The sequence below is a fragment of the Pseudomonas furukawaii genome, assembly GCF_002355475.1.
GTDB classification, from domain to species: domain Bacteria; phylum Pseudomonadota; class Gammaproteobacteria; order Pseudomonadales; family Pseudomonadaceae; genus Metapseudomonas; species Metapseudomonas furukawaii.
Genome location: NZ_AP014862.1, coordinates 5,931,802 through 5,951,407, shown reverse-complemented (window position 1 = coordinate 5,951,407; position 19,606 = coordinate 5,931,802). Strand labels below are relative to the sequence as shown.

The 19,606-nt window shown below is 66.0% G+C and carries 19 protein-coding genes and 1 other RNA gene; 10 read left to right on the top strand and 10 right to left on the bottom strand.

The genetic code is table 11. The features are described from left to right. Positions 1 to 34 precede the first annotated feature (34 nt). On the top strand, positions 35 to 487 hold the full coding sequence (locus KF707C_RS27500; RefSeq protein ID WP_003457534.1) for a YaiI/YqxD family protein: 453 nt from the start codon (positions 35 to 37) through the stop codon (positions 485 to 487). Here the strand turns inward: KF707C_RS27500 and KF707C_RS27495 are convergent, their stop codons facing one another. The 3 genes from KF707C_RS27495 to KF707C_RS27485 all read right to left on the bottom strand — a co-directional run bounded on the left by KF707C_RS27495 (position 488) and on the right by KF707C_RS27485 (position 2,592). After that, a complete protein-coding gene (locus KF707C_RS27495) occupies positions 488 to 958 on the bottom strand; it encodes a thioesterase family protein (protein ID WP_003457533.1) in 471 nt (156 codons plus the stop codon). A gap of 133 nt (positions 959 to 1,091) precedes the next feature. Then, complete coding sequence (gene elbB / locus KF707C_RS27490) at positions 1,092 to 1,748, bottom strand: isoprenoid biosynthesis glyoxalase ElbB (RefSeq protein ID WP_003457532.1); 657 nt, start codon at positions 1,746 to 1,748, stop codon at positions 1,092 to 1,094. Positions 1,749 to 1,761: 13 nt separating this feature from the next. Beyond that, entirely contained in the window at positions 1,762 to 2,592 is an 831-nt protein-coding gene (locus KF707C_RS27485) for a dienelactone hydrolase family protein (protein WP_003457531.1), read from the bottom strand. Between the two features lie 218 nt (positions 2,593 to 2,810). Between KF707C_RS27485 and KF707C_RS27480 the strand changes: the two genes are divergently transcribed. Then, on the top strand, positions 2,811 to 4,046 hold the full coding sequence (locus tag KF707C_RS27480) for a sterol desaturase family protein (RefSeq protein WP_003457530.1): 1,236 nt from the start codon (positions 2,811 to 2,813) through the stop codon (positions 4,044 to 4,046). A 1-nt stretch (position 4,047) separates the two neighbouring features. Here KF707C_RS27480 and KF707C_RS27475 read toward each other — a convergent pair whose 3' ends face one another. Continuing rightward, complete coding sequence (locus tag KF707C_RS27475; RefSeq protein ID WP_003457529.1) at positions 4,048 to 4,605, bottom strand: DedA family protein; 558 nt, start codon at positions 4,603 to 4,605, stop codon at positions 4,048 to 4,050. 214 nt (positions 4,606 to 4,819) lie between these two features. On the opposite strand from KF707C_RS27475, the gene hemB reads away from it, so the two are divergent. Both hemB and ppk1 read left to right on the top strand, forming a co-directional pair. Beyond that, positions 4,820 to 5,833 carry a porphobilinogen synthase gene (gene hemB / locus KF707C_RS27470; RefSeq protein WP_003457528.1) on the top strand — a complete coding sequence of 338 codons (1,014 nt, stop codon included), beginning with the start codon at positions 4,820 to 4,822 and terminating at the stop codon, positions 5,831 to 5,833. Positions 5,834 to 5,853: 20 nt separating this feature from the next. Continuing rightward, positions 5,854 to 8,076 (top strand): polyphosphate kinase 1, encoded by a 2,223-nt coding sequence (ppk1, locus tag KF707C_RS27465; RefSeq protein ID WP_003457527.1) that lies wholly within the window; start codon positions 5,854 to 5,856, stop codon positions 8,074 to 8,076. 60 nt (positions 8,077 to 8,136) lie between these two features. On the opposite strand, the gene ppx is transcribed toward ppk1, so the two are convergent. Continuing rightward, positions 8,137 to 9,639, bottom strand: coding sequence for an exopolyphosphatase (gene ppx, locus KF707C_RS27460; protein ID WP_003457526.1), 1,503 nt, complete (start codon positions 9,637 to 9,639; stop codon positions 8,137 to 8,139). A gap of 347 nt (positions 9,640 to 9,986) precedes the next feature. Here ppx and trxA point away from each other — a divergent pair, with 347 nt between their 5' ends. From trxA to KF707C_RS27440, 4 genes are all read left to right on the top strand, one after another. Further along, positions 9,987 to 10,313, top strand: coding sequence for a thioredoxin TrxA (gene trxA / locus KF707C_RS27455; protein ID WP_003457525.1), 327 nt, complete (start codon positions 9,987 to 9,989; stop codon positions 10,311 to 10,313). A 264-nt stretch (positions 10,314 to 10,577) separates the two neighbouring features. After that, on the top strand, positions 10,578 to 11,837 hold the full coding sequence (rho, locus tag KF707C_RS27450) for a transcription termination factor Rho (protein WP_003457524.1): 1,260 nt from the start codon (positions 10,578 to 10,580) through the stop codon (positions 11,835 to 11,837). Positions 11,838 to 11,967: 130 nt separating this feature from the next. Further along, entirely contained in the window at positions 11,968 to 13,434 is a 1,467-nt protein-coding gene (gene ubiD / locus KF707C_RS27445) for a 4-hydroxy-3-polyprenylbenzoate decarboxylase (protein ID WP_003457521.1), read from the top strand. Next, positions 13,434 to 14,402 (top strand): CDP-6-deoxy-delta-3,4-glucoseen reductase, encoded by a 969-nt coding sequence (locus KF707C_RS27440; RefSeq protein WP_003457520.1) that lies wholly within the window; start codon positions 13,434 to 13,436, stop codon positions 14,400 to 14,402. Before ubiD ends, KF707C_RS27440 begins: the two co-directional genes overlap by 1 nt. Positions 14,403 to 14,473: 71 nt before the next feature. On the opposite strand, the gene KF707C_RS27435 is transcribed toward KF707C_RS27440, so the two are convergent. Continuing rightward, positions 14,474 to 15,451 carry an NADPH:quinone oxidoreductase family protein gene (locus KF707C_RS27435; protein ID WP_003457519.1) on the bottom strand — a complete coding sequence of 326 codons (978 nt, stop codon included), beginning with the start codon at positions 15,449 to 15,451 and terminating at the stop codon, positions 14,474 to 14,476. 165 nt (positions 15,452 to 15,616) lie between these two features. Here KF707C_RS27435 and KF707C_RS27430 point away from each other — a divergent pair, with 165 nt between their 5' ends. Then, complete coding sequence (locus tag KF707C_RS27430; protein ID WP_003457517.1) at positions 15,617 to 16,033, top strand: flagellar basal body-associated FliL family protein; 417 nt, start codon at positions 15,617 to 15,619, stop codon at positions 16,031 to 16,033. Here the strand turns inward: KF707C_RS27430 and KF707C_RS27425 are convergent. Both KF707C_RS27425 and KF707C_RS27420 read right to left on the bottom strand, forming a co-directional pair. Next, positions 16,024 to 17,868 (bottom strand): sensor domain-containing diguanylate cyclase, encoded by a 1,845-nt coding sequence (locus KF707C_RS27425; protein ID WP_003457515.1) that lies wholly within the window; start codon positions 17,866 to 17,868, stop codon positions 16,024 to 16,026. The genes KF707C_RS27430 and KF707C_RS27425 overlap by 10 nt on opposite strands. Before the next feature lie 51 nt (positions 17,869 to 17,919). Continuing rightward, the gene (locus KF707C_RS27420) at positions 17,920 to 18,369 is read right to left on the bottom strand and encodes an EVE domain-containing protein (protein ID WP_003457514.1); all 450 of its coding nucleotides are present in this window, start codon (positions 18,367 to 18,369) and stop codon (positions 17,920 to 17,922) included. 206 nt (positions 18,370 to 18,575) lie between these two features. Here KF707C_RS27420 and KF707C_RS29990 point away from each other — a divergent pair, with 206 nt between their 5' ends. Next, positions 18,576 to 18,707, top strand: coding sequence for a hypothetical protein (locus KF707C_RS29990; RefSeq protein ID WP_003457513.1), 132 nt, complete (start codon positions 18,576 to 18,578; stop codon positions 18,705 to 18,707). 38 nt (positions 18,708 to 18,745) lie between these two features. Here the strand turns inward: KF707C_RS29990 and KF707C_RS27415 are convergent, their stop codons facing one another. Together KF707C_RS27415 and ssrS are read right to left on the bottom strand one after the other, a co-directional pair. Then, positions 18,746 to 19,351, bottom strand: a complete 606-nt coding sequence (locus KF707C_RS27415; RefSeq protein ID WP_003457509.1) for a 5-formyltetrahydrofolate cyclo-ligase — start codon at positions 19,349 to 19,351, stop codon at positions 18,746 to 18,748. A 9-nt stretch (positions 19,352 to 19,360) separates the two neighbouring features. Next, a non-coding RNA gene (gene ssrS / locus KF707C_RS27410) (6S RNA) lies at positions 19,361 to 19,540 on the bottom strand. Positions 19,541 to 19,606 lie beyond the last annotated feature (66 nt).

Below are 19,606 nucleotides of genomic sequence, written 5' to 3'. Positions count from 1 at the left end.
TTCCCGCTCTCTTTCTTTTCTGGATGGAAATGCCATGCGCGTCTGGATCGATGCCGATGCCTGTCCCCGGGCGGCCAAGGACCAGGTGATCAAGTTCGCCCTCAAGCGCAAGTTCGAGGTGGTGCTGGTGGCCGGCCAGAGCCAGGTCAAGCCTGCCTTCGCCTGCGTGCGGCTGGTGGTGGTGCCCAGCGGCCCCGACGCGGCGGATGACTACCTGGTGGAGAATGCCGTGCCCGGCGAGCTGGTGGTCTGCAGCGACGTGCCGCTGGCGGATCGCCTGGTGAAGAAGGGCGTGGCCGCCCTCGATCCCCGGGGCCGGGAGTTCGACGAGCGCAACATGGGCGAGCGCCTGGCGGTGCGCAACCTGCTGACCGACCTGCGTGACCAGGGGCAGATGGGCGGTGGCCAGGCCGCCTATGGCGAGCGTGACCGCCAGGCCTTCGCCAACGCCCTGGACCGCTTGCTGGCGCGGCTCAGCCGGGGCTGATCAGCCACAGAGGTAGGTGCCGGTCCCGACGGCCACCAGGGTGCCGTCATCGGCATGCAGTTCGGAGCGCACCACCGCCACCTTGTTCCCTGAGCGCAGCAGCACCGCCGTGGCGGTGAACTGGCGGCCCCGGCCTGGGCGCAGGTAGTCGATGCGCAGGTCGATGGTGCCCAGCCTGGACAGCCGGGCCATGCGTTCCGCCCCGGACAGGTGCTGGTGCCGCTCGAAGGCGCCGATCAGCGCCATGGCACCGCCAACCACGTCCAGCAGGCTGGAGATCACGCCGCCGTGGAGGATGCCGTGGACGAAGTTGCCGATCAGCTCGTCCTTCATCGGCAGGTGCATCACCACCCGCTCGGTGCTCATTTCCCCCAGCTGGATGCCCAGCAGGCGGTTGAAGGGAATGCGCTCGAAGAAGTCGCGCACCGCGTCTTCCAGTTCAGGGGTCAGGGTAAAAGGGGTCTGGCTCATGGCGCCTCCCGGAATGGGTCCTGTCGTGACGCTGCCGCAGGAGCGGGGTGGCTGCCAAGGGGGGCGGCGCGAGTGGCGGGGGGATTGGCCGGATCGACATGGGCGGGCGGTGGGTACCGCCCGCCCATGGTGGTCAGTGAGTCAGCTCCAGCACGCGGTCCACCAGCTTGTAGATGCCGGCGGCGGCCTCGCTGATGGATTGCGCCAGCATGTAGGCGGGGGTGGTCACCAGCTTGCGCTGCTCGTCCTCGACGATTTCGCTGACCGTGCAATCCACGTGTTGGGCACCCATCGCGCCGAGGGCGGCGGCGGTGCCGGCGTCGTTGCCGATGGTGCAGCTCACGCCCTCGCCATAGATCTTCGCGGCCAGGTGCGGGGCGATGCAGATCAGGCCGACCGGTTTGCCAGCCTCGGCAAACCCCTTGGCGGCGGCCAGGACGTCGGGCTGCACGACGCAGGCGGCGCCGCTGATGGCGAAGTCGGAGAGGTTCTTCGCGGCGCCGAAGCCACCGGGAATGATCAGGGCGTCGAAGTCCGCCGCATCCAGATCACGCACGTCGCTGATCTCGCCACGGGCGATGCGGGCGGACTCCACCAGCACGTTGCGGCTTTCCGGCATCTCCTCGCCGGTGGTGTGGTTGATCACATGGTGCTGCGCGATGTTCGGTGCGAAGCACTGGACCTTGGCGCCGCGCTGGTCCAGGCGCAGCAGGGTGATGACGCTTTCGTGGATCTCCGCGCCGTCGTAGACGCCGCAGCCGGACAGGATCACGGCAACTTTCTTGGTCATGGACATCTCCAGGTCAGGGGGCTGGCGCGAGGTTTTCCCTGAGGAACGCCAGGGCGCGCTTCCGGGCATCCTCGGCCAGGCCGGGTTGATAGGTGTTGAGGTCGGTACGCTGGTCGAACACGTGGTCCGCCTCGGCGTACTGCACCAGCTCCAGGCGCGCGGCGGACAGGCCGTCGACGGCGGACAGGCATTGCTGGTGGTCGGTGATGTGGTCCTTGCCGCCCAGGAACATCAGCACCGGGGCGGGGTGGCCGAGTCCGGCCCGCAGCTGGGCGGGGAAGCCGCAGTAGGGGTAGTAGGCGATCACGCCGCGAACCCCGGCGAGGGCGTTCTGGCCGGTGGCCGGGAAACCGTGGCCGGCGGCGCCGTCGTAGGAGAGGGCGTCGAGTATGGTCCAGCCGCCATGGGAGTAGCCCAGCAGCGCCAGCTGCGTGCCGTCCACGGCGGGGTTGCGTCGGGCCAGGGCGAGGGCGGCGTAGACGTCGAGGGCGCGTTCGTTGCCCCAGAGCTGCTTGCCGTCGCACACCGGGCGCCAGTCCTCGATGCCCCGGGCGGCGTGGCTGTCGACGAACAGCGCGGCGTAGCCCGCCGGCAGCAGCCAGGCGGTGACGTTGCGCACGAACCCGGGGTTCTGGCCGCTGCAGCCGTGGAACACCAGCACGGTAGGGAATGGGCCCGCGCCCTTCGGAGTGTGGAGGCTCAGGTGCGGCGCCAGGCGTTGTTCCGCCGCGGCGAGGTCCATGTCCTGGGGCAGCAGGGCGGCACGATAGGGATAGAGTCCCAGCAGGGCGGCGCAGGCCAGGAGGGAGAGGGCGATCAGGGCGGGTTTCAGGAGTCTGCGCATGCTGTCGTCATATGCCGCTTGGGTTGGCACGCCATGCCGAGGCGCAGGCGGGCCGGGGGAGTAGCATCCGGTCACCGGCTGGACGACACGCGGATGCGGGGCGTTTCAGGTCGGTTCCGACGAGCAATCCTAGCAGGCCGGGGAAACCGGCTGCGAGGGCCAGGCGGCTGCCGTTTCCCCGGTTGGCCGCCGGACGGCATTCACGACAAGGTCGAGCCATGAACTATGTCCTCTATGCAGTGCCCTTCTTTTTCCTGCTGATCGGTCTGGAGCTGCTGGCCGATCGCTGGCGTGGCAGGCGCAGCTACCGCACTGCCGACGCCCTCAGCAGCCTCAGTGCCGGCGTGCTGTCCACCACCTGTGGCCTGCTTACCAAGGGCGTGGGGCTGCTGACCTACAGCCTCGCCTGGCAGCATCTGGCATGGGTCGAGTTCAGGGCCGATGACCTCTGGGTCTGGCTCTTCGCCTTTGTCTTCTATGACTTCTGCTACTACTGGAACCATCGCCTGGGCCATGAGCGCAATGTGCTCTGGGCCGCCCATTCGGTGCATCACCAGAGCGAGGAATACAACCTCTCCACCGCCCTGCGCCAGACCAGCACCGGCTTCATCTTTGGCTGGATCTTCTACCTGCCCATGGCCCTGGCGGGGGTGCCGCCCGTGGTGTTCCTCGGCGTCGGCGCCATGAACCTGCTTTACCAGTTCTGGGTTCACACGCGGCACATCCCCAAGCTGGGGGCCTTCGAGTGGGTCTTCATCAGCCCGTCAAACCATCGGGTCCATCATGCCCAGAACCCGGTGTACATGGATCGCAACTACGGCGGCGTGTTCATTCTCTGGGATCGGTTGTTCGGGACTTTCCAGGAGGAACTGGACGAGGAGCCGGTGATCTTCGGCGTGACCACGCCGCTCGCCAGCTGGAATCCGCTCTGGGCGAACCTCCAGTTCTACGTGCAGCTCTGGCGCGACGCGTGGCGGACGGAGTCCTGGCGGGACAAGCTGCGCATCTGGTTCATGCGGACCGGCTGGCGTCCGGCGGATGTGGCGGCGCGTTATCCACAGGAAAAACCGGACCTGGCGCGCTTCGTGAAATTCGAGGTGCCCTTGCCACGGGCGCAGAAGTGGTACGCCGGGCTGCAGTTCGCCGCCTACGTGGTGGCGGGAACCTGGCTGCTGGGCATCGGCGCGGGCGTGTCCGAGGTGGCGCTCTGCCTGGCCTGCGCCTGGATGGCCTTCGGCCTCTACGCCATAGGCGCCCTGCTGGAGAATCGTCCCTGGGCCCTGGGCGTGGAACTGGCCCGGTTGGCGATGCACTGGCCGGCGTTCTGGCTGGCCTCTGCCCTGGGCCTGCTGCCGATGGGCGCGCTCGGCTGGGCGGGACTGGCCCTCTACACCCTGGCCAGCCTGGCGGCGCTGTGGGGCCTTCCCCGTCGCGAGGCGGCCCTGGCGACCTGAGTCAGTTGCCCTTGGCGCTGCGTAGGCGGCGGCGCAACCAGAGGAGCCCGCCGATGGCCAGCAGGGCGCCGAGCACCATCAGCTCGTAGCGCTTGAGGTTGCCCAGCATGCCTTCGAGCACGGCGCCGAAGTGGAAGGCGGCGAAGCCCAGGGCCAGCGCCCAGATGATGGCGCCGATGCCGTTGAGGAGGAGGTAGCGCAGGGGAGGATATCCCGACAGGCCGATGGCCACCGGCATCACCGTGCGCAGACCGTAGACGAAGCGGAAGCTCAGCACCCAGATGTCGGGGTGGCGGCGGATATGGTCCAGGGCCTTGTCGCCCATCGCCTGCCAGCGCGGCTTGCGGGTGAGGATCTGGCGGCCCTTGTGACGGCCGAGGTAGTACCAGAGCTGGTCGCCGGCGTAGCTGCCGCAGAAGGCGGTGGCCACGACGGCGTTGATGTCCATGTAGCCCCGGAAGGCCAGGAAGCCGGCCAGGACCAGGATGGTTTCACCCTCGAAGAAGGTACCGAGGAAAAGGGCGAAATAGCCGAAATCCTGGAGAAATTGTTGCAGCATGGTTGGGTTGCGCAGCGAAATGAACGCGCAGCCTAACCGGGATGGCCGGTTGGGGAAAGCGCCGGCCCTCGCCAACCGGACGGCGTATTGATCCGGGGCAGGATTCGGTTGGACGAACGCGACCCCGGGTCGCTGTCGCGCATTGTTACCATTCCGTCATAATCGCCCTCTACTATTTGTCACACTGCGTCCGTTCCGGGCCCTGGAGTCTGCTGTGAGCTTTACCCCCGCCAACCGCCTGTTTCCCGCAACCCGCCTGCGCCGCAATCGTCGTGATGATTTCTCCCGGCGCCTGGTGCGCGAGAGCGTCCTGACCGTCGACGACCTGATCCTTCCGGTGTTCGTGCTGGACGGCGAGAACCGTCGCGAGGCGGTGCCCTCGATGCCGGGCGTCGAGCGCCTGACCATCGACCTGCTGCTGGAGGAGGCCGCGCGTTGGGTGGAACTGGGCATTCCGGCGCTGGCGCTGTTCCCGGTGACCCCGCTGGAGAAGAAATCCCTCGATGGCGCTGAGGCGTGGAACCCGGACGGCATCGCCCAGCGTGCCATTCGCGCCCTGCGTGCACGCTTCCCGGAGCTCGGTGTGATCAGCGACGTGGCCCTGGACCCCTTCACCACCCATGGTCAGGACGGCATCCTCGACGAGAGCGGTTACGTGCAGAACGACGTCACGGTCGATGCGCTGGTCAAGCAGGCGCTGTCCCACGCCGAAGCCGGTGCCCAGGTGGTCGCGCCCTCGGACATGATGGACGGCCGCATCCAGGCGATCCGCGAGGCGCTGGAGCTGGCCGACTTTCCCAATGTGCGGATCATGGCCTACTCGGCCAAGTACGCCAGCGCCTACTACGGGCCCTTCCGTGACGCCGTCGGCTCGGCCGCCAACCTCGGCAAGGGCAACAAGGCCAGCTACCAGATGGACCCGGCCAACACCGACGAAGCCCTGCACGAGGTGGCCGCCGACCTGGCCGAAGGCGCCGACATGGTCATGGTCAAGCCGGGCATGCCCTACCTCGATATCGTGCGTCGGGTGAAGGATGAATTCCGCGTTCCCACCTTCGCCTACCAGGTGAGCGGCGAGTACGCCATGCACATGGCGGCGATCCAGAACGGATGGCTGAGCGAGGCGGTCATACTGGAATCCCTGGTGGCCTTCAAACGCGCCGGTGCCGATGGCATCCTCACCTACTTCGCGGTCCGTGCCGCAGAACTGCTCAAGACGGGAGCCTGAGCTCCCTCCAGGAACTCAAGATGAACACCGAAGGACTCAATCCCAGCGCAGTGCCCGATTCCATAGAGGGAGCCGTCGAGGTCGACCTGGCCCCGCCGGCCCCCGAGGCTCCCGCCGCCGAGGCGGTGCCCGCACCGGCCCCCGCGCCGGCGCCCCTGGTGGTGCCGAGCCTGGATGACAGCAGCCTGTACATCCACCGCGAGCTGTCCCAGTTGCAGTTCAACATCCGCGTGCTGGAGCAGGCGCTGGATGAGTCCTATCCCCTGCTGGAGCGCCTGAAGTTCCTGCTGATCTTCTCCAGCAACCTCGACGAGTTCTTCGAGATCCGTGTCGCCGGCCTGAAGAAGCAGATCACCTTCGCCCGCGAACAGGCCGGCGCCGATGGCCTGCTGCCGCACCAGGCCATGGCCCGCATCAGCGAACTGGTCCATGAGCAGGTGGCGCGGCAATACAGCATCCTCAACGACATCCTGTTGCCGGAGCTGGCCAAGCACCAGGTCAACTTCATCCGTCGCCGCTACTGGACCACCAAGCTCAAGGCCTGGGTGCGCCGCTATTTCCGCGACGAGATCGCGCCGATCATCACGCCCATCGGCCTGGACCCGACGCACCCCTTCCCGCTGCTGGTGAACAAGAGCCTGAACTTCATCGTCGAGCTGGAGGGCGTGGATGCCTTCGGCCGCGACTCCGGCCTGGCCATCATCCCGGCGCCGCGCCTGCTGCCGAGGGTGATCCGGGTGCCCGAAGACATCGGCGGCGCGGGGGACAACTTCGTCTTCCTGTCCTCGATGATCCACGCCCATGCCGATGACCTGTTCCCTGGCATGAAGGTGAAGGGCTGCTATCAGTTCCGCCTGACCCGAAACGCCGATCTCTCGGTGGATACCGAGGACGTCGACGACCTCGCCCGCGCCCTGCGCGGCGAGTTGTTCTCCCGTCGCTATGGCGATGCGGTGCGCCTGGAAGTGGCCGATACCTGCCCGAAGAACCTCTCGGACTACCTGCTCAAGCAGTTCGGCCTGGCCGAGAGCGAGCTCTACCAGGTCAACGGCCCGGTGAACCTGACCCGCCTGTTCAGCATCACCGGCCTGGAAAGCCATCCGGAGCTGCAGCATGCGTCCTTCACCCCGGTGATCCCCAAGCTCCTGCTGAAGGTGGAGAACCTGTTCAGCGTGGTGGGCAAGCAGGACATCCTGATGCTGCACCCCTTCGAGTCCTTCACCCCGGTGGTGGACTTCCTGCGCCAGGCCGCCAAGGACCCCAACGTCCTGGCCATCAAGCAGACGCTTTACCGGGCTGGCGCCAACTCCGAAATCGTCGACTCCCTGGTGGAGGCGGCGCGCAACGGCAAGGAGGTCACCGCGGTGATCGAATTGCGCGCGCGCTTTGACGAGGAGTCCAACCTGCAGCTGGCCAGCCGCCTGCAGCAGGCCGGCGCGGTGGTGATCTACGGCGTGGTGGGTTTCAAGACCCACGCCAAGATGATGCTGATCCTGCGTCGCGAGAACGGCGAGCTGCGCCGTTACGCCCACCTGGGCACCGGCAACTACCATGCCGGCAATGCGCGCCTGTACACCGACTACAGCCTGCTGACCGCCGACGAGGCGCTCTGCGAGGACCTGCACAAGCTGTTCAACCAGCTGATCGGCATGGGCAAGACCCTGCGCATGAAGAAGCTGCTGCATGCGCCCTTCACCCTGAAGAAGACCATCCTCGACATGATCGCCCGGGAGGCCCAGCACGCCATCGAAGGCAAGCCGGCCCACATCATGGTCAAGGTCAACGCGCTCACCGATCCCAAGGTGATCCGCGCGCTCTACAAGGCCAGCCAGAGCGGCGTGAAGATCGACCTGGTGGTGCGTGGCATGTGCTGCCTGCGCCCGGGCATTCCGGGGGTTTCCCACAACATTCAGGTGCGTTCCATCATCGGTCGCTTCCTGGAACACAGCCGCATCTACTACTTCCTCAACGAGGGTGACGAGAAGATGTACCTCTCCAGTGCCGACTGGATGGAGCGCAACCTCGACATGCGGGTGGAAACCTGTTTCCCGGTCGAGGGCAAGAAGCTCCTGACCCGGGTGAAGAAGGAGTTGGAGGCCTACATCACCGACAACACCCAGAGCTGGGTGCTGCAACCGGACGGCCGTTACCTGCGCAACAGCCCCAGCGGCAACCAGAACTCCCGCAACGCCCAGGCGACGCTGCTGGAGAAGCTGACCAACCCGCCTGTCAGCGTACGCTGATCGCAGAATGCGAAACGGGGCCTTCGGGCCCCGTTTTGCATGCAGTGGAAAGGTCCGCGCTCAGCTCACCTTCAGCACGAAGTCGATGCGTTTCAGCCACTCGGCCTCCTGCTCGAAGTCCGCCTGGGTCAACGGGTTGGCCTCCAGCCAGCCTTTCGGGAACTGAAGCGACAGGCTGTTGCCGTCGGCCTCGAGGGTGACGGCCGGCATGGCCGAGGTACCACGGATGTGGTGGAAGAGGATGGCGAAGCGCAGCAGCACGCAGAGACGCAGCAGCTTGACGCCTTCCTCGCCGAACTCGGCGAAGCGGTCCTTGGGGATGTTGCGGCGGTGACCGCGTACCAGCAGGGCGAGCATCAGTTGATCCTGGCGGGAGAAGCCGGCCAGGTCGGAATGTTCGATCAGGTAGGCGCCGTGCTTGTGGTAGTGGTAGTGGGCGATGTCCATGCCGATCTCGTGGACGCGCGCGCTCCACAGCAGCAGGTCGCGGTGCCAGTCATCGTCCAGGCCCCAGCTCGAAGCCACCTGTTCCAGTGCCTCCAGAGCCTTGGCCTCCACCCGCGCGGCTTGCTCGACGTCCACATGGCAGCGCTCCATCAGCGCGCTCAGGGTGCGCTCGCGCACGTCCTCATGGTGATGCCGGCCGAGCAGGTCGTAGAGCACGCCTTCCCGCAGGGCGCCTTCGGAGTGGGTCATGCGGTTGAGTTCGAGGGCGTCGAAGATCGCTTCGGCGATGGCCAGGCCAGCCGGGAAGATGGGGCGGCGGTCGGGTTTGACGCCATCCAGGTCGATCTTCTCCACGTCCCCCAGTTTGAACAGCTTGCGCTTGAGCCAGGCCAGGCCTTCGGGGTTGATCTCGCCGTTGCCCAGTCCGGCGGCCTTGATCGCCAGGCCCACGGCGCGAAGGGTGCCCGAGGCGCCCACGGCCTCCTGCCAGCCGAGGCGTCGCAGGCTGTACTCGATGCCCATCAGCTCAAGACGGGCCGCCGTGTAGGCCTGGGCGTAGCGGGCGGGCGTGATCTTGCCGTCGCGGAAATAGCGTTGGGTGTAGCTGACGCAGCCCATCTGCAGGCTTTCCCGCAGTTGCGACTCGAAGCGCTGGCCGATGATGAATTCGGTGCTGCCGCCACCGATGTCCGCCACCAGGCGGCGACCGGGCGTATCGGGCAGGGTGTGGGACACGCCGAGGTAGATCAGGCGCGCTTCCTCGCGGCCGGAAATCACTTCCACCGGGTGACCGAGGATCGCCTCGGCGCGGCGGATGAATTCGGCGCGGTTGTGGGCCTCGCGCAGGGCGTTGGTGCCGACGATGCGCACGGCGCCTTCCGGCAGGCCGGCGATCATCTGGGCGAAGCGGCGCAGGCAGTCAAGGCCACGCTGCATGGACTCTTCGTTGAGGTTGCGGGCCTCGTCCAGCCCCGCCGCCAACTGCACCTTGTCGCCGAGCCGTTCCAGGATGCGGATCTCGCCGTGGTCGGCTTTGGCCACCACCATGTGGAAGCTGTTCGAGCCCAGGTCGATCGCGGCGATCAGGGAAGGGATTGGGGCGTTTTTCTGCGGCATGGTGTCGGGTCTCGAGGCTGAACCGGGCAATCCTGCCACGGTTGCCGGGTGGCGCCAATGCGAATCGAGGTACGTTCGTGCCAGGACATGCCCGGCTCCGCGCGGCTCGCCGCTGGGCTCTTTTTCGGCGAATGACCGGCTGATCACACTATAGGTGGGATATGACAGGTGCGTGTCCGGCCCGCATCCTCCTGCCTTCTACCTTCCGCGGATTGACGCGACGGGGCCTATCCATCAGTTTTGCCCGGGTTCCCCATAGCAACGCTCAATCGTCCCTGGCTTTCGGTCCCGGGAAAGCCGGGATATGATGGCCCCACTTTTTTGCTTCCGAACCACGGAGAACTTCCATGAGCGAATTCATCACCAATGTCACCGATGCCAGCTTCGAGCAGGACGTGCTCAAGGCCGACGGCGCGGTGCTGGTCGACTACTGGGCCGAGTGGTGCGGTCCGTGCAAGATGATTGCTCCGGTCCTGGACGAGATCGCCAAGGACTACCAGGGCAAGCTGAAAGTCTGCAAGCTGAACATCGACGAAAACCAGGACACCCCGCCGAAGTACGGCGTGCGCGGCATCCCGACCCTGATGCTGTTCAAGAACGGCAACGTCGAAGCCACCAAGGTCGGCGCCCTGTCCAAGTCCCAGCTGGCTGCGTTCCTCGACGCCAACATCTGATTCCGGGCGGCCCGCCGGGTCGCCAATCCGGTATCGGCAGCGTCCTGAAAATACCCCGCGCCCTGCGGGGTATTTTCATTTTCCGCTACTGGACTCCCCGTCCCACCGGTGTTAAATTCGGGCCGCTGCTTTTTCTCATGCAGCCCTCCACGCCGTCGCCGACGCACCCTACTCGAATAACTAAAGCGATCCTGTCGCCTTCTCTGCGGCGCGGCCTCTAAAGCTCAAGAGCTTTCTCCTCTCCATTCCTACTACGTCATTCCTATGAATCTGACCGAACTCAAGCAAAAGCCGATTGGCGAACTCCTCGAATTGTCCGATGCCATGGGCCTGGAGAACATGGCCCGTTCGCGCAAGCAGGACATCATCTTCGCCCTGCTGAAGAAGCACGCGAAGAGCGGCGAGGAGATCTCGGGTGACGGTGTGCTGGAGATCCTCCAGGACGGCTTCGGCTTCCTGCGCTCCGCCGACTCCTCCTACCTGGCCGGCCCGGACGACATCTACGTTTCCCCGAGCCAGATCCGGCGCTTCAACCTGCGCACCGGCGATACCATCATCGGCAAGATCCGCCCGCCGAAAGAGGGCGAGCGCTACTTCGCGTTGCTCAAGGTCGACTCGATCAACTTCGACCGCCCCGAGAACGCCAAGAACAAGATCCTGTTCGAGAACCTGACCCCGCTGTTCCCCAATGAGCGCCTGAAGATGGAGGCCGGCAACGGCTCCACCGAAGACCTCACCGGCCGCGTGATCGACCTCTGCGCGCCGATCGGCAAGGGCCAGCGCGGCCTGATCGTCGCCCCGCCGAAAGCGGGCAAGACCATCATGCTGCAGAACATCGCGGCCAACATCACCCGCAACAACCCCGAGTGCCACCTGATCGTCCTGCTGATCGACGAGCGTCCGGAAGAAGTGACCGAGATGCAGCGCACCGTGCGCGGCGAAGTGGTCGCCTCCACCTTCGACGAGCCGCCGACCCGCCACGTGCAGGTCGCCGAGATGGTGATCGAGAAGGCCAAGCGCCTGGTCGAGCACAAGAAGGACGTGGTGATCCTGCTGGACTCCATCACCCGCCTGGCGCGTGCCTACAACACCGTGATCCCGAGCTCCGGCAAGGTGCTCACCGGTGGTGTCGACGCCCACGCCCTGGAGAAGCCCAAGCGCTTCTTCGGCGCCGCCCGAAACATCGAGGAAGGCGGCTCGCTGACCATCATCGCCACCGCGCTGGTCGAGACCGGTTCGAAGATGGACGAGGTGATCTACGAAGAGTTCAAGGGCACCGGCAACATGGAGCTGCCGCTGGACCGCCGCATCGCCGAGAAGCGCGTGTTCCCCGCCATCAACATCAACAAGTCCGGTACTCGCCGCGAAGAGCTGCTGACCGCCGAGGACGAGCTGCAGCGCATGTGGATCCTGCGCAAGCTGCTGCACCCGATGGATGAGATCGCCGCCATCGAGTTCCTGCTCGACAAGCTCAAGGACACCAAGACCAACGATGAATTCTTCATGTCCATGAAGCGCAAGTAAGGTCTGGTGCGTATCAGAAAGGCCGGGGAAACCCGGCCTTTGCGTTTGCGCGATTCGTCGCGGCCTTCTGAATAACCCAGTTCGGCGCTAAACTTTGCGCCCCGACCTGCACGCCCCGAGAGGCTCAAGCATGCAGTATCGCGATCTGCGCGAATTCATCAGTGGCCTGGAACGGCGTGGCGAGCTCAAGCGCATCGCCACTCCGGTGTCCCCGGTCCTGGAAATGACCGAAATCTGTGACCGCACCCTGCGCAAGCAGGGTCCGGCGTTGCTCTTCGAAAACCCCACCGGCTTCGATATCCCCGTGCTCGGCAACCTGTTCGGCACCCCGGGTCGCGTGGCCCTGGGCATGGGCGCGGATGACGTCGCCGAGCTGCGGGAAATCGGCAAGCTGCTGGCCTTCCTCAAGGAGCCCGAGCCACCCAAGGGGCTCAAGGACGCCTGGTCCAAGCTGCCGATCTTCAAGAAGGTCATCAGCATGGCGCCCAAGGTGCTGAAGGACGCCCCCTGCCATGAAGTGATAGAGGAGGGCGACGAGGTCGACCTCGGCAGGCTGCCGATCCAGCATTGCTGGCCGGGCGACGTGGCGCCGCTGATCACCTGGGGCCTGACCATCACCCGCGGCCCCAACAAGGAGCGGCAGAACCTCGGCATCTACCGCCAGCAGGTGCTTGGCCGCAACAAGGTCATCATGCGTTGGCTGAGCCACCGGGGCGGGGCGCTGGATTATCGCGAGTGGTGCCAGAAGCACCCGAATACGCCCTATCCGGTCTGCGTGGCCCTGGGAGCCGACCCGGCCACCATCCTCGGCGCCGTGACCCCGGTGCCGGACACCCTGTCCGAGTACGCCTTCGCCGGCCTCCTGCGGGGCCACCGCACCGAACTGGTAAAGGCCGTCGGCTCCGATCTGCAGGTGCCCGCCAGCGCCGAGATCGTGCTGGAGGGCGTGATCCATCCAGGCGAGACCGCGCCCGAGGGGCCCTACGGCGACCACACGGGCTACTACAACGAGGTCGATACCTTCCCGGTGTTCACCGTCGAGCGCATCACCCGCAGGCAGAAGCCGATCTACCACAGCACCTACACCGGCCGGCCGCCGGACGAGCCGGCGATCCTCGGCGTGGCGCTGAACGAAGTCTTCGTGCCGATCCTGCAGAAGCAGTTCCCCGAGATCACCGACTTCTACCTGCCGCCCGAAGGCTGCTCCTACCGCATGGCGGTGGTGACCATGAAGAAGCAGTACCCGGGCCACGCCAAGCGCGTGATGCTGGGCGTCTGGTCGTTCCTGCGACAGTTCATGTACACCAAGTTCGTTATCGTCACCGATGACGACGTCAATGCGCGGGACTGGAACGACGTGATCTGGGCCATCACCACGCGCATGGACCCCAAGCGCGACACCGTGATGATCGACAACACGCCGATCGACTACCTCGACTTCGCCTCGCCGGTCTCCGGCCTGGGCTCGAAGATGGGGCTGGATGCCACCCACAAGTGGCCGGGTGAAACCAGTCGCGAGTGGGGCCGGGTCATCGTCCAGGACGATGCGGTCAAGCGCCGCGTCGATGAGCTCTGGTCATCACTGGGAATCGATTGATGCGTGTCACCCTGCAACCCTCGGGAGCGGTCATCCAGACGGCTCCCAACGAGCGCATCCTCGATGCGGCTCGGCGCCTCGGCTACGAATGCCCGCAAAGCTGCCGCAACGGCAATTGCCATGTCTGTGCGGCCTTGCTGGTGGAGGGGCGGGTGCGCCAGAACGGCGCCGAGTTGAGCCAGGGCGAACTGCTCACCTGCCTGGCCGAGCCCCTCGAAGATTGCGTGCTGCACTGGGATGGCGTGCTGGCTCCGGGGGAGCTGCCCGTGCGCAGCCTGGGCTGCCAGCTCACCGAGTGCACGCCGGTGGGCGGCGATGTCTGGCGTGTGCGCTTGCGGACGCCGGCGGGCAAGCCGCCGCGCTACCACGCCGGGCAGTACCTGCTGATCGAGCGGGAAGATGGCGAGTCCTCGGCCTTCTCCATCGCTTCGGCGCCCAGCGCCGGGCGTGATATCGAGCTGCATATCCTTGGTCGCGAGAACGGCGCCGTCGCCCTGCTGGAGCAGTTGCGGCGCACGGGCATGGCGCGGGTGAGGATGCCCCTTGGCGATACCCACCTGGCGGAGCTGCCCGACGGCCCGCTGGTGCTGATCGCCGCCGGCACCGGCATGGGCCAGATGCACAGCCTGATCGAGCACTGCCGGGCCAGCGGCTTCCGCTATCCCGTGCACCTCTACTGGGGTGTGCGCCAGCCGGGCGACTTCTACGAGCTGGCCCACTGGGACGAATGGAAGCGCCTGGAGAACCTCGTCCTCCATCAGGTCGTGAGCGATGCCTGTGGCTGGAAGGGTCGTTGCGGCCTGCTGCACGAGGCGGTGTGCGAGGACTTCCCCGACCTCAAGGCGCTGCACGTCTATGCCAGCGGGTCCCCCGCCATGGTTTACGCCACCCTCGATGCCCTGGTGGCGGCGGGCATGGATGCCCACCAGATGCGTGCGGACGTGTTCGCCTACGCGCCGAGGTCCTGAGGTCGGCGCGCGCCAAAGGCCGCCCTTGGGCGGCCTTTCCTTTGCCCGGGGTGCGCTGCGCGCACCGGGAGTCAGCGGACCTCGACCACCACCTTGCCCACTGCCTGGCGGCTGGCCAGGCAGTTGATGGCGTCCGCCGCGCGCTCCAGCGGGAAGGTCCGGGACACCAGGGGTTTCAGCTTGCCCTCGGCGTACCAGGCGAACAGCTGCTGGAAGTTGGCCAGGTTGTCCTGGGGCTGACGCTGGGCGAACGAGCCCCAGAACACGCCGACCACCGAGGCCCCCTTGAGCAGGGCGAGGTTCACCGGCAGCTCCGGGATGCGGCCGCTGGCGAAACCCACCACCAACAGGCGGCCGTTCCAGTTGATGGCGCGCACGGCCGCGTCGAAGAGGTCGCCGCCCACCGGGTCGTAGATCACGTCGGCACCCTGGCCACCGGTCAGGGCCTTGACCCGCTCCTTGAGGTCTTCGCTGCTGTAGTTGATCAGCTCGTCGGCACCGGCGGCCCTGGCCACCTCGAGTTTCTCCGCGCTGCTGGCGGCGGCGATCACCCGTGCGCCCATGGCCTTGCCGATCTCCACCGCCGCCAGGCCGACGCCGCCGGAAGCGCCGAGTACCAGCAGGGTCTCGCCGGCCTTGAGGTTGGCGCGCTGCTTGAGGGCATGCATGGAGGTGCCGTAGGTCATGCCGAAGGCGGCGGCGGAATTGAAGTCGATACCCTTGGGAATCGGCATCACATTGTAGGCCGGTGCGGCCACCTGCTCGGCGAAGCTGCCCCAGCCGGTCAGTGCCATGACCCGGTCGCCCGGCTTCAGGTGGCTGACCTTCTCGCCCACGGCGGCGACGACGCCCGCTGCCTCGCCACCCGGGGAGAAGGGGAAGGGCGGCTTGAACTGGTACTTGCCCTCGATGATCAGGGTGTCGGGGAAGTTGACCGCGGCGGCGTGAACCTCGATCAGCACTTCGTTCTTCTTCGGTTCGGGGCTGGCCACCTCCTCCAGCACCAGGGTGTCGGCGGGACCGAAGGCTTTGCACAGGACGGCTTTCATCAGGGGACTCCTTGGCTGGGGCACCGGCCCCGGGCATCTGGCCTTGCAGTGTAGGTAGGGGGTGCTGTGGGTCAATCAGCATGGCTGTGCCTGATGGGCCTGCATAAACGCGGGTCTTGGGGACGGCCTCGGCTGTGGCTATGCTAGGCGCCATTCGAGTCGAGGATGATCCAGGTGAAAAGACTGACTGCGTTGTTGCTGGCCCTGACCCTGCCCCTGCTGGCCGTGGCCGAGGAGGAAACCAAGGAGGGCGAGGCGCCCAAGGTGGCCTACATCGACCTGGTGCCTTCGTTGGTGGGGAACTACGGCGCGGGCCCGCGCCTGAAGTACTTCAAGGCGGACATCTCGCTGAAGGTCACCGGCACCGAGGCCCAGGACAAGGTCACCCGCCACGAGCCGCTGATCCGCAATCAGTTGGTGATGCTCTTCTCCCAGCAGACCGATGACACCCTCGGCTCCTCGGAGGCCAAGGAAAAGCTCCGCCAGGAGGCGCTCAAGCAGGTGCAGCAGGCGCTGAACGGCGAGGAGGGCGCTGCGCTGGTGGACGATCTGCTCTTCAACAACCTGATCGTTCAGCCCTGACCGCGATCCCACTGGCAGGTGCGATTGCGTCCCTCGCGTTTGGCCCGATAGAGCGCGGCGTCGCTGCGTGACACCAGTTCGTCGGGCTGGTCCTCCCGGGCGGGCTCCGAGACGGCGATACCAATGCTCAGGGTGAGTCGGCCAAAGGGGCTGTCCGGGTGCTCCACCGCCATTTCCTCGACATTCGCCATCACGCGCCTGGCGACGTGCCAGGCGCCATCCTCACCGGTGTTGGCGAGGATGATGGCGAATTCCTCCCCGCCATAGCGGCAGGCCACGTCGCCCTCCCGCTGAAGGCTTTTCTGCAGCGCCCTGGCCAGTCGCCTCAGTGCGTCGTCGCCCGCCTGGTGGCCAAGGCGATCGTTGAATGCCTTGAAATGGTCGACATCCAGCATCAGCAGGGCCAGCGGGGCCCCCACGCGCCGCAGGCGGCGCCATTCGCCGTGCAACTGGCGGTCGAAGTAGCGCCTGTTGTAGAGGCCGGTCAGCCCGTCCAGCTGCGACAGGCGTTGCAACCGCGCTTCCAGTTCAAGTCGTTCTCGGTTGTCGCGGGAGACGCCGATCAGGTACTCGTTGTCGTTCAGTCGCACCAGTTGGGCATTGATTTCCGCCGCCTGGAAGCTGCCGTCGGCGCGGCGCATCTCCCGCTGGAAGATGCCTGACTCGCCCTCGAGCCGGGCCTGGCGCACCAGTTCCAGCCAGGTGTGGAACCCGGGCAGCAACCGCTCCGGGTCTTCCTTGAGCATCTGGCGGAAGGCGTCGGCGCTGTAGCCCAGGCTGGCGTGGGTGGCCTGGTTCATGTGGAGGATCTCGCGGCTGGCGAGATCGAAGATGAACAGCCCGTCCTGGCTGGAGTCGGTGAGGTCCAGTACCAGTTGCAGGCGCTGGCGACTGTCCCGCAGGTCCTGCTCCACATGCTCGCGCTGCGCGATCTCCTGATTGAGCCGTCGGTTACCGGCATGCAAGGCGCTGGCGCGTCGGGCGTTCTCCTGGGCGAGGTACAGCGCGGCCACCAGCAGCAGGCTGGTCAGCAGGCTGGCGCCGAGCACCACCTGGGGCAAGGGTGAGCTCAAGGCTTCCACCAGCGTTCGTGTGGGCGCGAGCTGCAGGGCGAAATGGCTGTTGTTCAACAGGTGCAGGGGGACGCGTTGGCTCAGCTCGGGCAGGCTGTCGGGTCGGTCCTGTCGGTAGATGGCCTGGTCGGACTCCAGCAGCACGACGCTGAAGTCGTGGCTGTCGAGGCTATCCAGCAAGTGGTCCATCAGGGCGTCGACGCGGAACACGCCTTGGAGAAAACCGTCGAAGGCGCGGGGGCGCTGGGCTGTAGCAATGTAGAGCGGGGTGTAGAGGATCAGGCCGCGCCCGCCCTGGACCAGGGGGAAACTGTTGGACAGGCGCGCCTCGCCACTGTCGCGGGCCTGCATCGCAAGTGGGTAGTTGGCGTGGGAGGGACTGAGACGGAAACCGATGGCCGCTTCGTTGCCCTTCTCCGGCCGCACCCAGCGCATGTGCAAGTCGGGCCCCATCCACTGGATGGACTGGTAGCCGAGGAAGTGCTGCAGGGCGAACTCGGCTTCCAGGTTCCATTCGTCCCTGGGCAGGCGGCCGCGGTGGTTCCACAGCAGGGCCAGCCGGCGCAGGCTTTCCACCTCGTCGGTCAGGTTGCTCTGCAGTTCGCCGGCCAGGGCGCGGGCCTGGAAGCTGACACGCTCCCGAACACGCTCCTGCTGGGCGTCATCGAGCTGTTTCCAGAGCAGCAGGCTGGTGCCGCAGAGCGTCAGGAACAGCAGGATGAGCGTCGACCGGACCAGCCAGGCGGGATGAGAGTGCGGCATGAATGCGCCCCGAGGGATTCGTTACCGTCATAGCACAGGGCCATGCGTGACTCAACGCAGGCCCAGCACGCCGGCCCATTCTTCCTCGGTCACCGGCATCACCGAGAGGCGACTGCCCTTCTGTACCAGGGGCATGCCGTGCAGAATCGCCTGGGCGCGGAGCACGGCCAGGGGGATGACCTTGGGAAAGGCTTCCACGAACTCCACATCCAGGGCGCTCCAGGGATTCTTCTCCGGCGTGGCCTTGGGATCGTGGTAGTGGCTCTGGGGGTCCAGGGCCGTGGGGTCCGGGTAGGTGTCGCCGACGATCCGGGCGATGCCGGCGATACCCGGCTCGGGGCAGCTGGAGTGATAGAAGAAGAACAGTTCCCCGGGCCGCATGGCGCGCATGAAGTTGCGCGCCTGGTAGTTGCGCACGCCATCCCAGCGCGCCGTGCCCAGGCGTTGCAGGTCATGGATGGAGAGTTCGTCGGGTTCGGATTTCATCAACCAGTAAGGCATGAACTTTGCTCCTGTATGTCCGTCCTTGAGTGGGGCATCCCAATATGTGGGCGGGCCGACGGCCGGTTGGCGTCATAAATTGCGTGTTCGCTCACGTTGCCGGAGAATGCCGCGCTTTATGCTGCTGCCGCCGTACGGTCCAAATCAGAACAACAATCCGCCATTCGGTCATCGCGCGAAGTTTGCCTGCAAGGGGGAGGCATTCGATGAAACGCAAGCCAGACATCCTCTGGGTATTGGTCATCATTTTCGGCCTGGGTGTGGTTACCACCGGTTACACCCAGAGCCTCTGGGAGCGCCAGAGCAGCGCGCCCGCCAACCTGACCCAACAGCCCTGATCCAGACGCTCGGTACCGCAGGGATCGCGGTGCCCTCGTCAGTCCCCGCGATACCAGCGCCTGTCCGTCACCGTTGCCTGCAGGGGAACGTCCCACGCGGCCAGTTCCAGCCTGTCCACTTTCTGGCATTCATGTGCCAGGCCGATCAGCGAGGGCGAGCGCCAGGTCTTCCGGCGTGCAAGATAGGCCAGGCTTCGGTCATAGAAGCCGCCTCCCATGCCGAGGCGTCCGCCGCACTCATCGAAGCCCACCAGGGGCAGCATGACCAGGTCCAGTGCCCAGATCTTGCGCTGCTGCGCTGCATTGGCGCGGGGCTCCAGGATACGGAAGCGATTTTTACGCAGGCGCTCACCCGGTAGCAGGCGCTGGAACACCATCTTCTCCCGCGGCCAGGCGTTGAGTACCGGCAGGTAGGTGCGCTTGCCACGGCGCTGGGCTTCTCGCAGGAGCGGACGCGGGTCGATTTCGCCATTGGCGGGCAGGTAGAGCGCCACATGTCGGGCGCGGCGATACAGCGGATGCTGGGCGAGCTGCCGGTAGAGGTTCCTGGCGGCTTGTTTCTGCTGTTGCGGGGTGAGTGCGCGGCGGGCCTGGCGAAGCAGGCGGCGCAGGCTCTGGCGGGAATGGGAACCGGCGCAGATCATGAAAAAAATAGACTCCCCGGTCGTGCCGCTGTCGGGTTAGCCCTTGAACCCTAAAGTTCAAGGTGGAGGTTGCAGGAGGCGTTAAGGCTTTCCGTCAGGCGGACATGCACACCGGCCTCAACTTGCAACCCCCGTGGTTGCATTTATCGGCTCAGGGACATCACCGACTGGCCAACACACCAGGGAGCTGGCGGCGAGTATACCCCAAGATCCGTTCCGGGAACTGCTATGCGTCGGCCCGGTTGGGACAAATCC

Excerpts from the sequence above, each read along its gene's own strand:
- KF707C_RS27440 (WP_003457520.1), top strand. The coding sequence starts at position 13,434 with ATGCGTGTCACCCTGCAACCCTCGGGAGCGGTCATCCAGACGGCTCCC.
- ppx (WP_003457526.1), bottom strand. The coding sequence starts at position 9,639 with ATGCCGCAGAAAAACGCCCCAATCCCTTCCCTGATCGCCGCGATCGAC.
- ppk1 (WP_003457527.1), top strand. The coding sequence starts at position 5,854 with ATGAACACCGAAGGACTCAATCCCAGCGCAGTGCCCGATTCCATAGAG.
- KF707C_RS27500 (WP_003457534.1), top strand. The coding sequence starts at position 35 with ATGCGCGTCTGGATCGATGCCGATGCCTGTCCCCGGGCGGCCAAGGAC.
- KF707C_RS29990 (WP_003457513.1), top strand. The coding sequence starts at position 18,576 with ATGAAACGCAAGCCAGACATCCTCTGGGTATTGGTCATCATTTTCGGC.
- KF707C_RS27485 (WP_003457531.1), bottom strand. The coding sequence starts at position 2,592 with ATGCGCAGACTCCTGAAACCCGCCCTGATCGCCCTCTCCCTCCTGGCC.
- KF707C_RS27430 (WP_003457517.1), top strand. The coding sequence starts at position 15,617 with ATGATCCAGGTGAAAAGACTGACTGCGTTGTTGCTGGCCCTGACCCTG.
- KF707C_RS27420 (WP_003457514.1), bottom strand. The coding sequence starts at position 18,369 with ATGCCTTACTGGTTGATGAAATCCGAACCCGACGAACTCTCCATCCAT.
- ubiD (WP_003457521.1), top strand. The coding sequence starts at position 11,968 with ATGCAGTATCGCGATCTGCGCGAATTCATCAGTGGCCTGGAACGGCGT.
- KF707C_RS27415 (WP_003457509.1), bottom strand. The coding sequence starts at position 19,351 with ATGATCTGCGCCGGTTCCCATTCCCGCCAGAGCCTGCGCCGCCTGCTT.
- KF707C_RS27425 (WP_003457515.1), bottom strand. The coding sequence starts at position 17,868 with ATGCCGCACTCTCATCCCGCCTGGCTGGTCCGGTCGACGCTCATCCTG.
- rho (WP_003457524.1), top strand. The coding sequence starts at position 10,578 with ATGAATCTGACCGAACTCAAGCAAAAGCCGATTGGCGAACTCCTCGAA.
- KF707C_RS27495 (WP_003457533.1), bottom strand. The coding sequence starts at position 958 with ATGAGCCAGACCCCTTTTACCCTGACCCCTGAACTGGAAGACGCGGTG.
- elbB (WP_003457532.1), bottom strand. The coding sequence starts at position 1,748 with ATGACCAAGAAAGTTGCCGTGATCCTGTCCGGCTGCGGCGTCTACGAC.
- KF707C_RS27480 (WP_003457530.1), top strand. The coding sequence starts at position 2,811 with ATGAACTATGTCCTCTATGCAGTGCCCTTCTTTTTCCTGCTGATCGGT.
- KF707C_RS27475 (WP_003457529.1), bottom strand. The coding sequence starts at position 4,605 with ATGCTGCAACAATTTCTCCAGGATTTCGGCTATTTCGCCCTTTTCCTC.
- trxA (WP_003457525.1), top strand. The coding sequence starts at position 9,987 with ATGAGCGAATTCATCACCAATGTCACCGATGCCAGCTTCGAGCAGGAC.
- KF707C_RS27435 (WP_003457519.1), bottom strand. The coding sequence starts at position 15,451 with ATGAAAGCCGTCCTGTGCAAAGCCTTCGGTCCCGCCGACACCCTGGTG.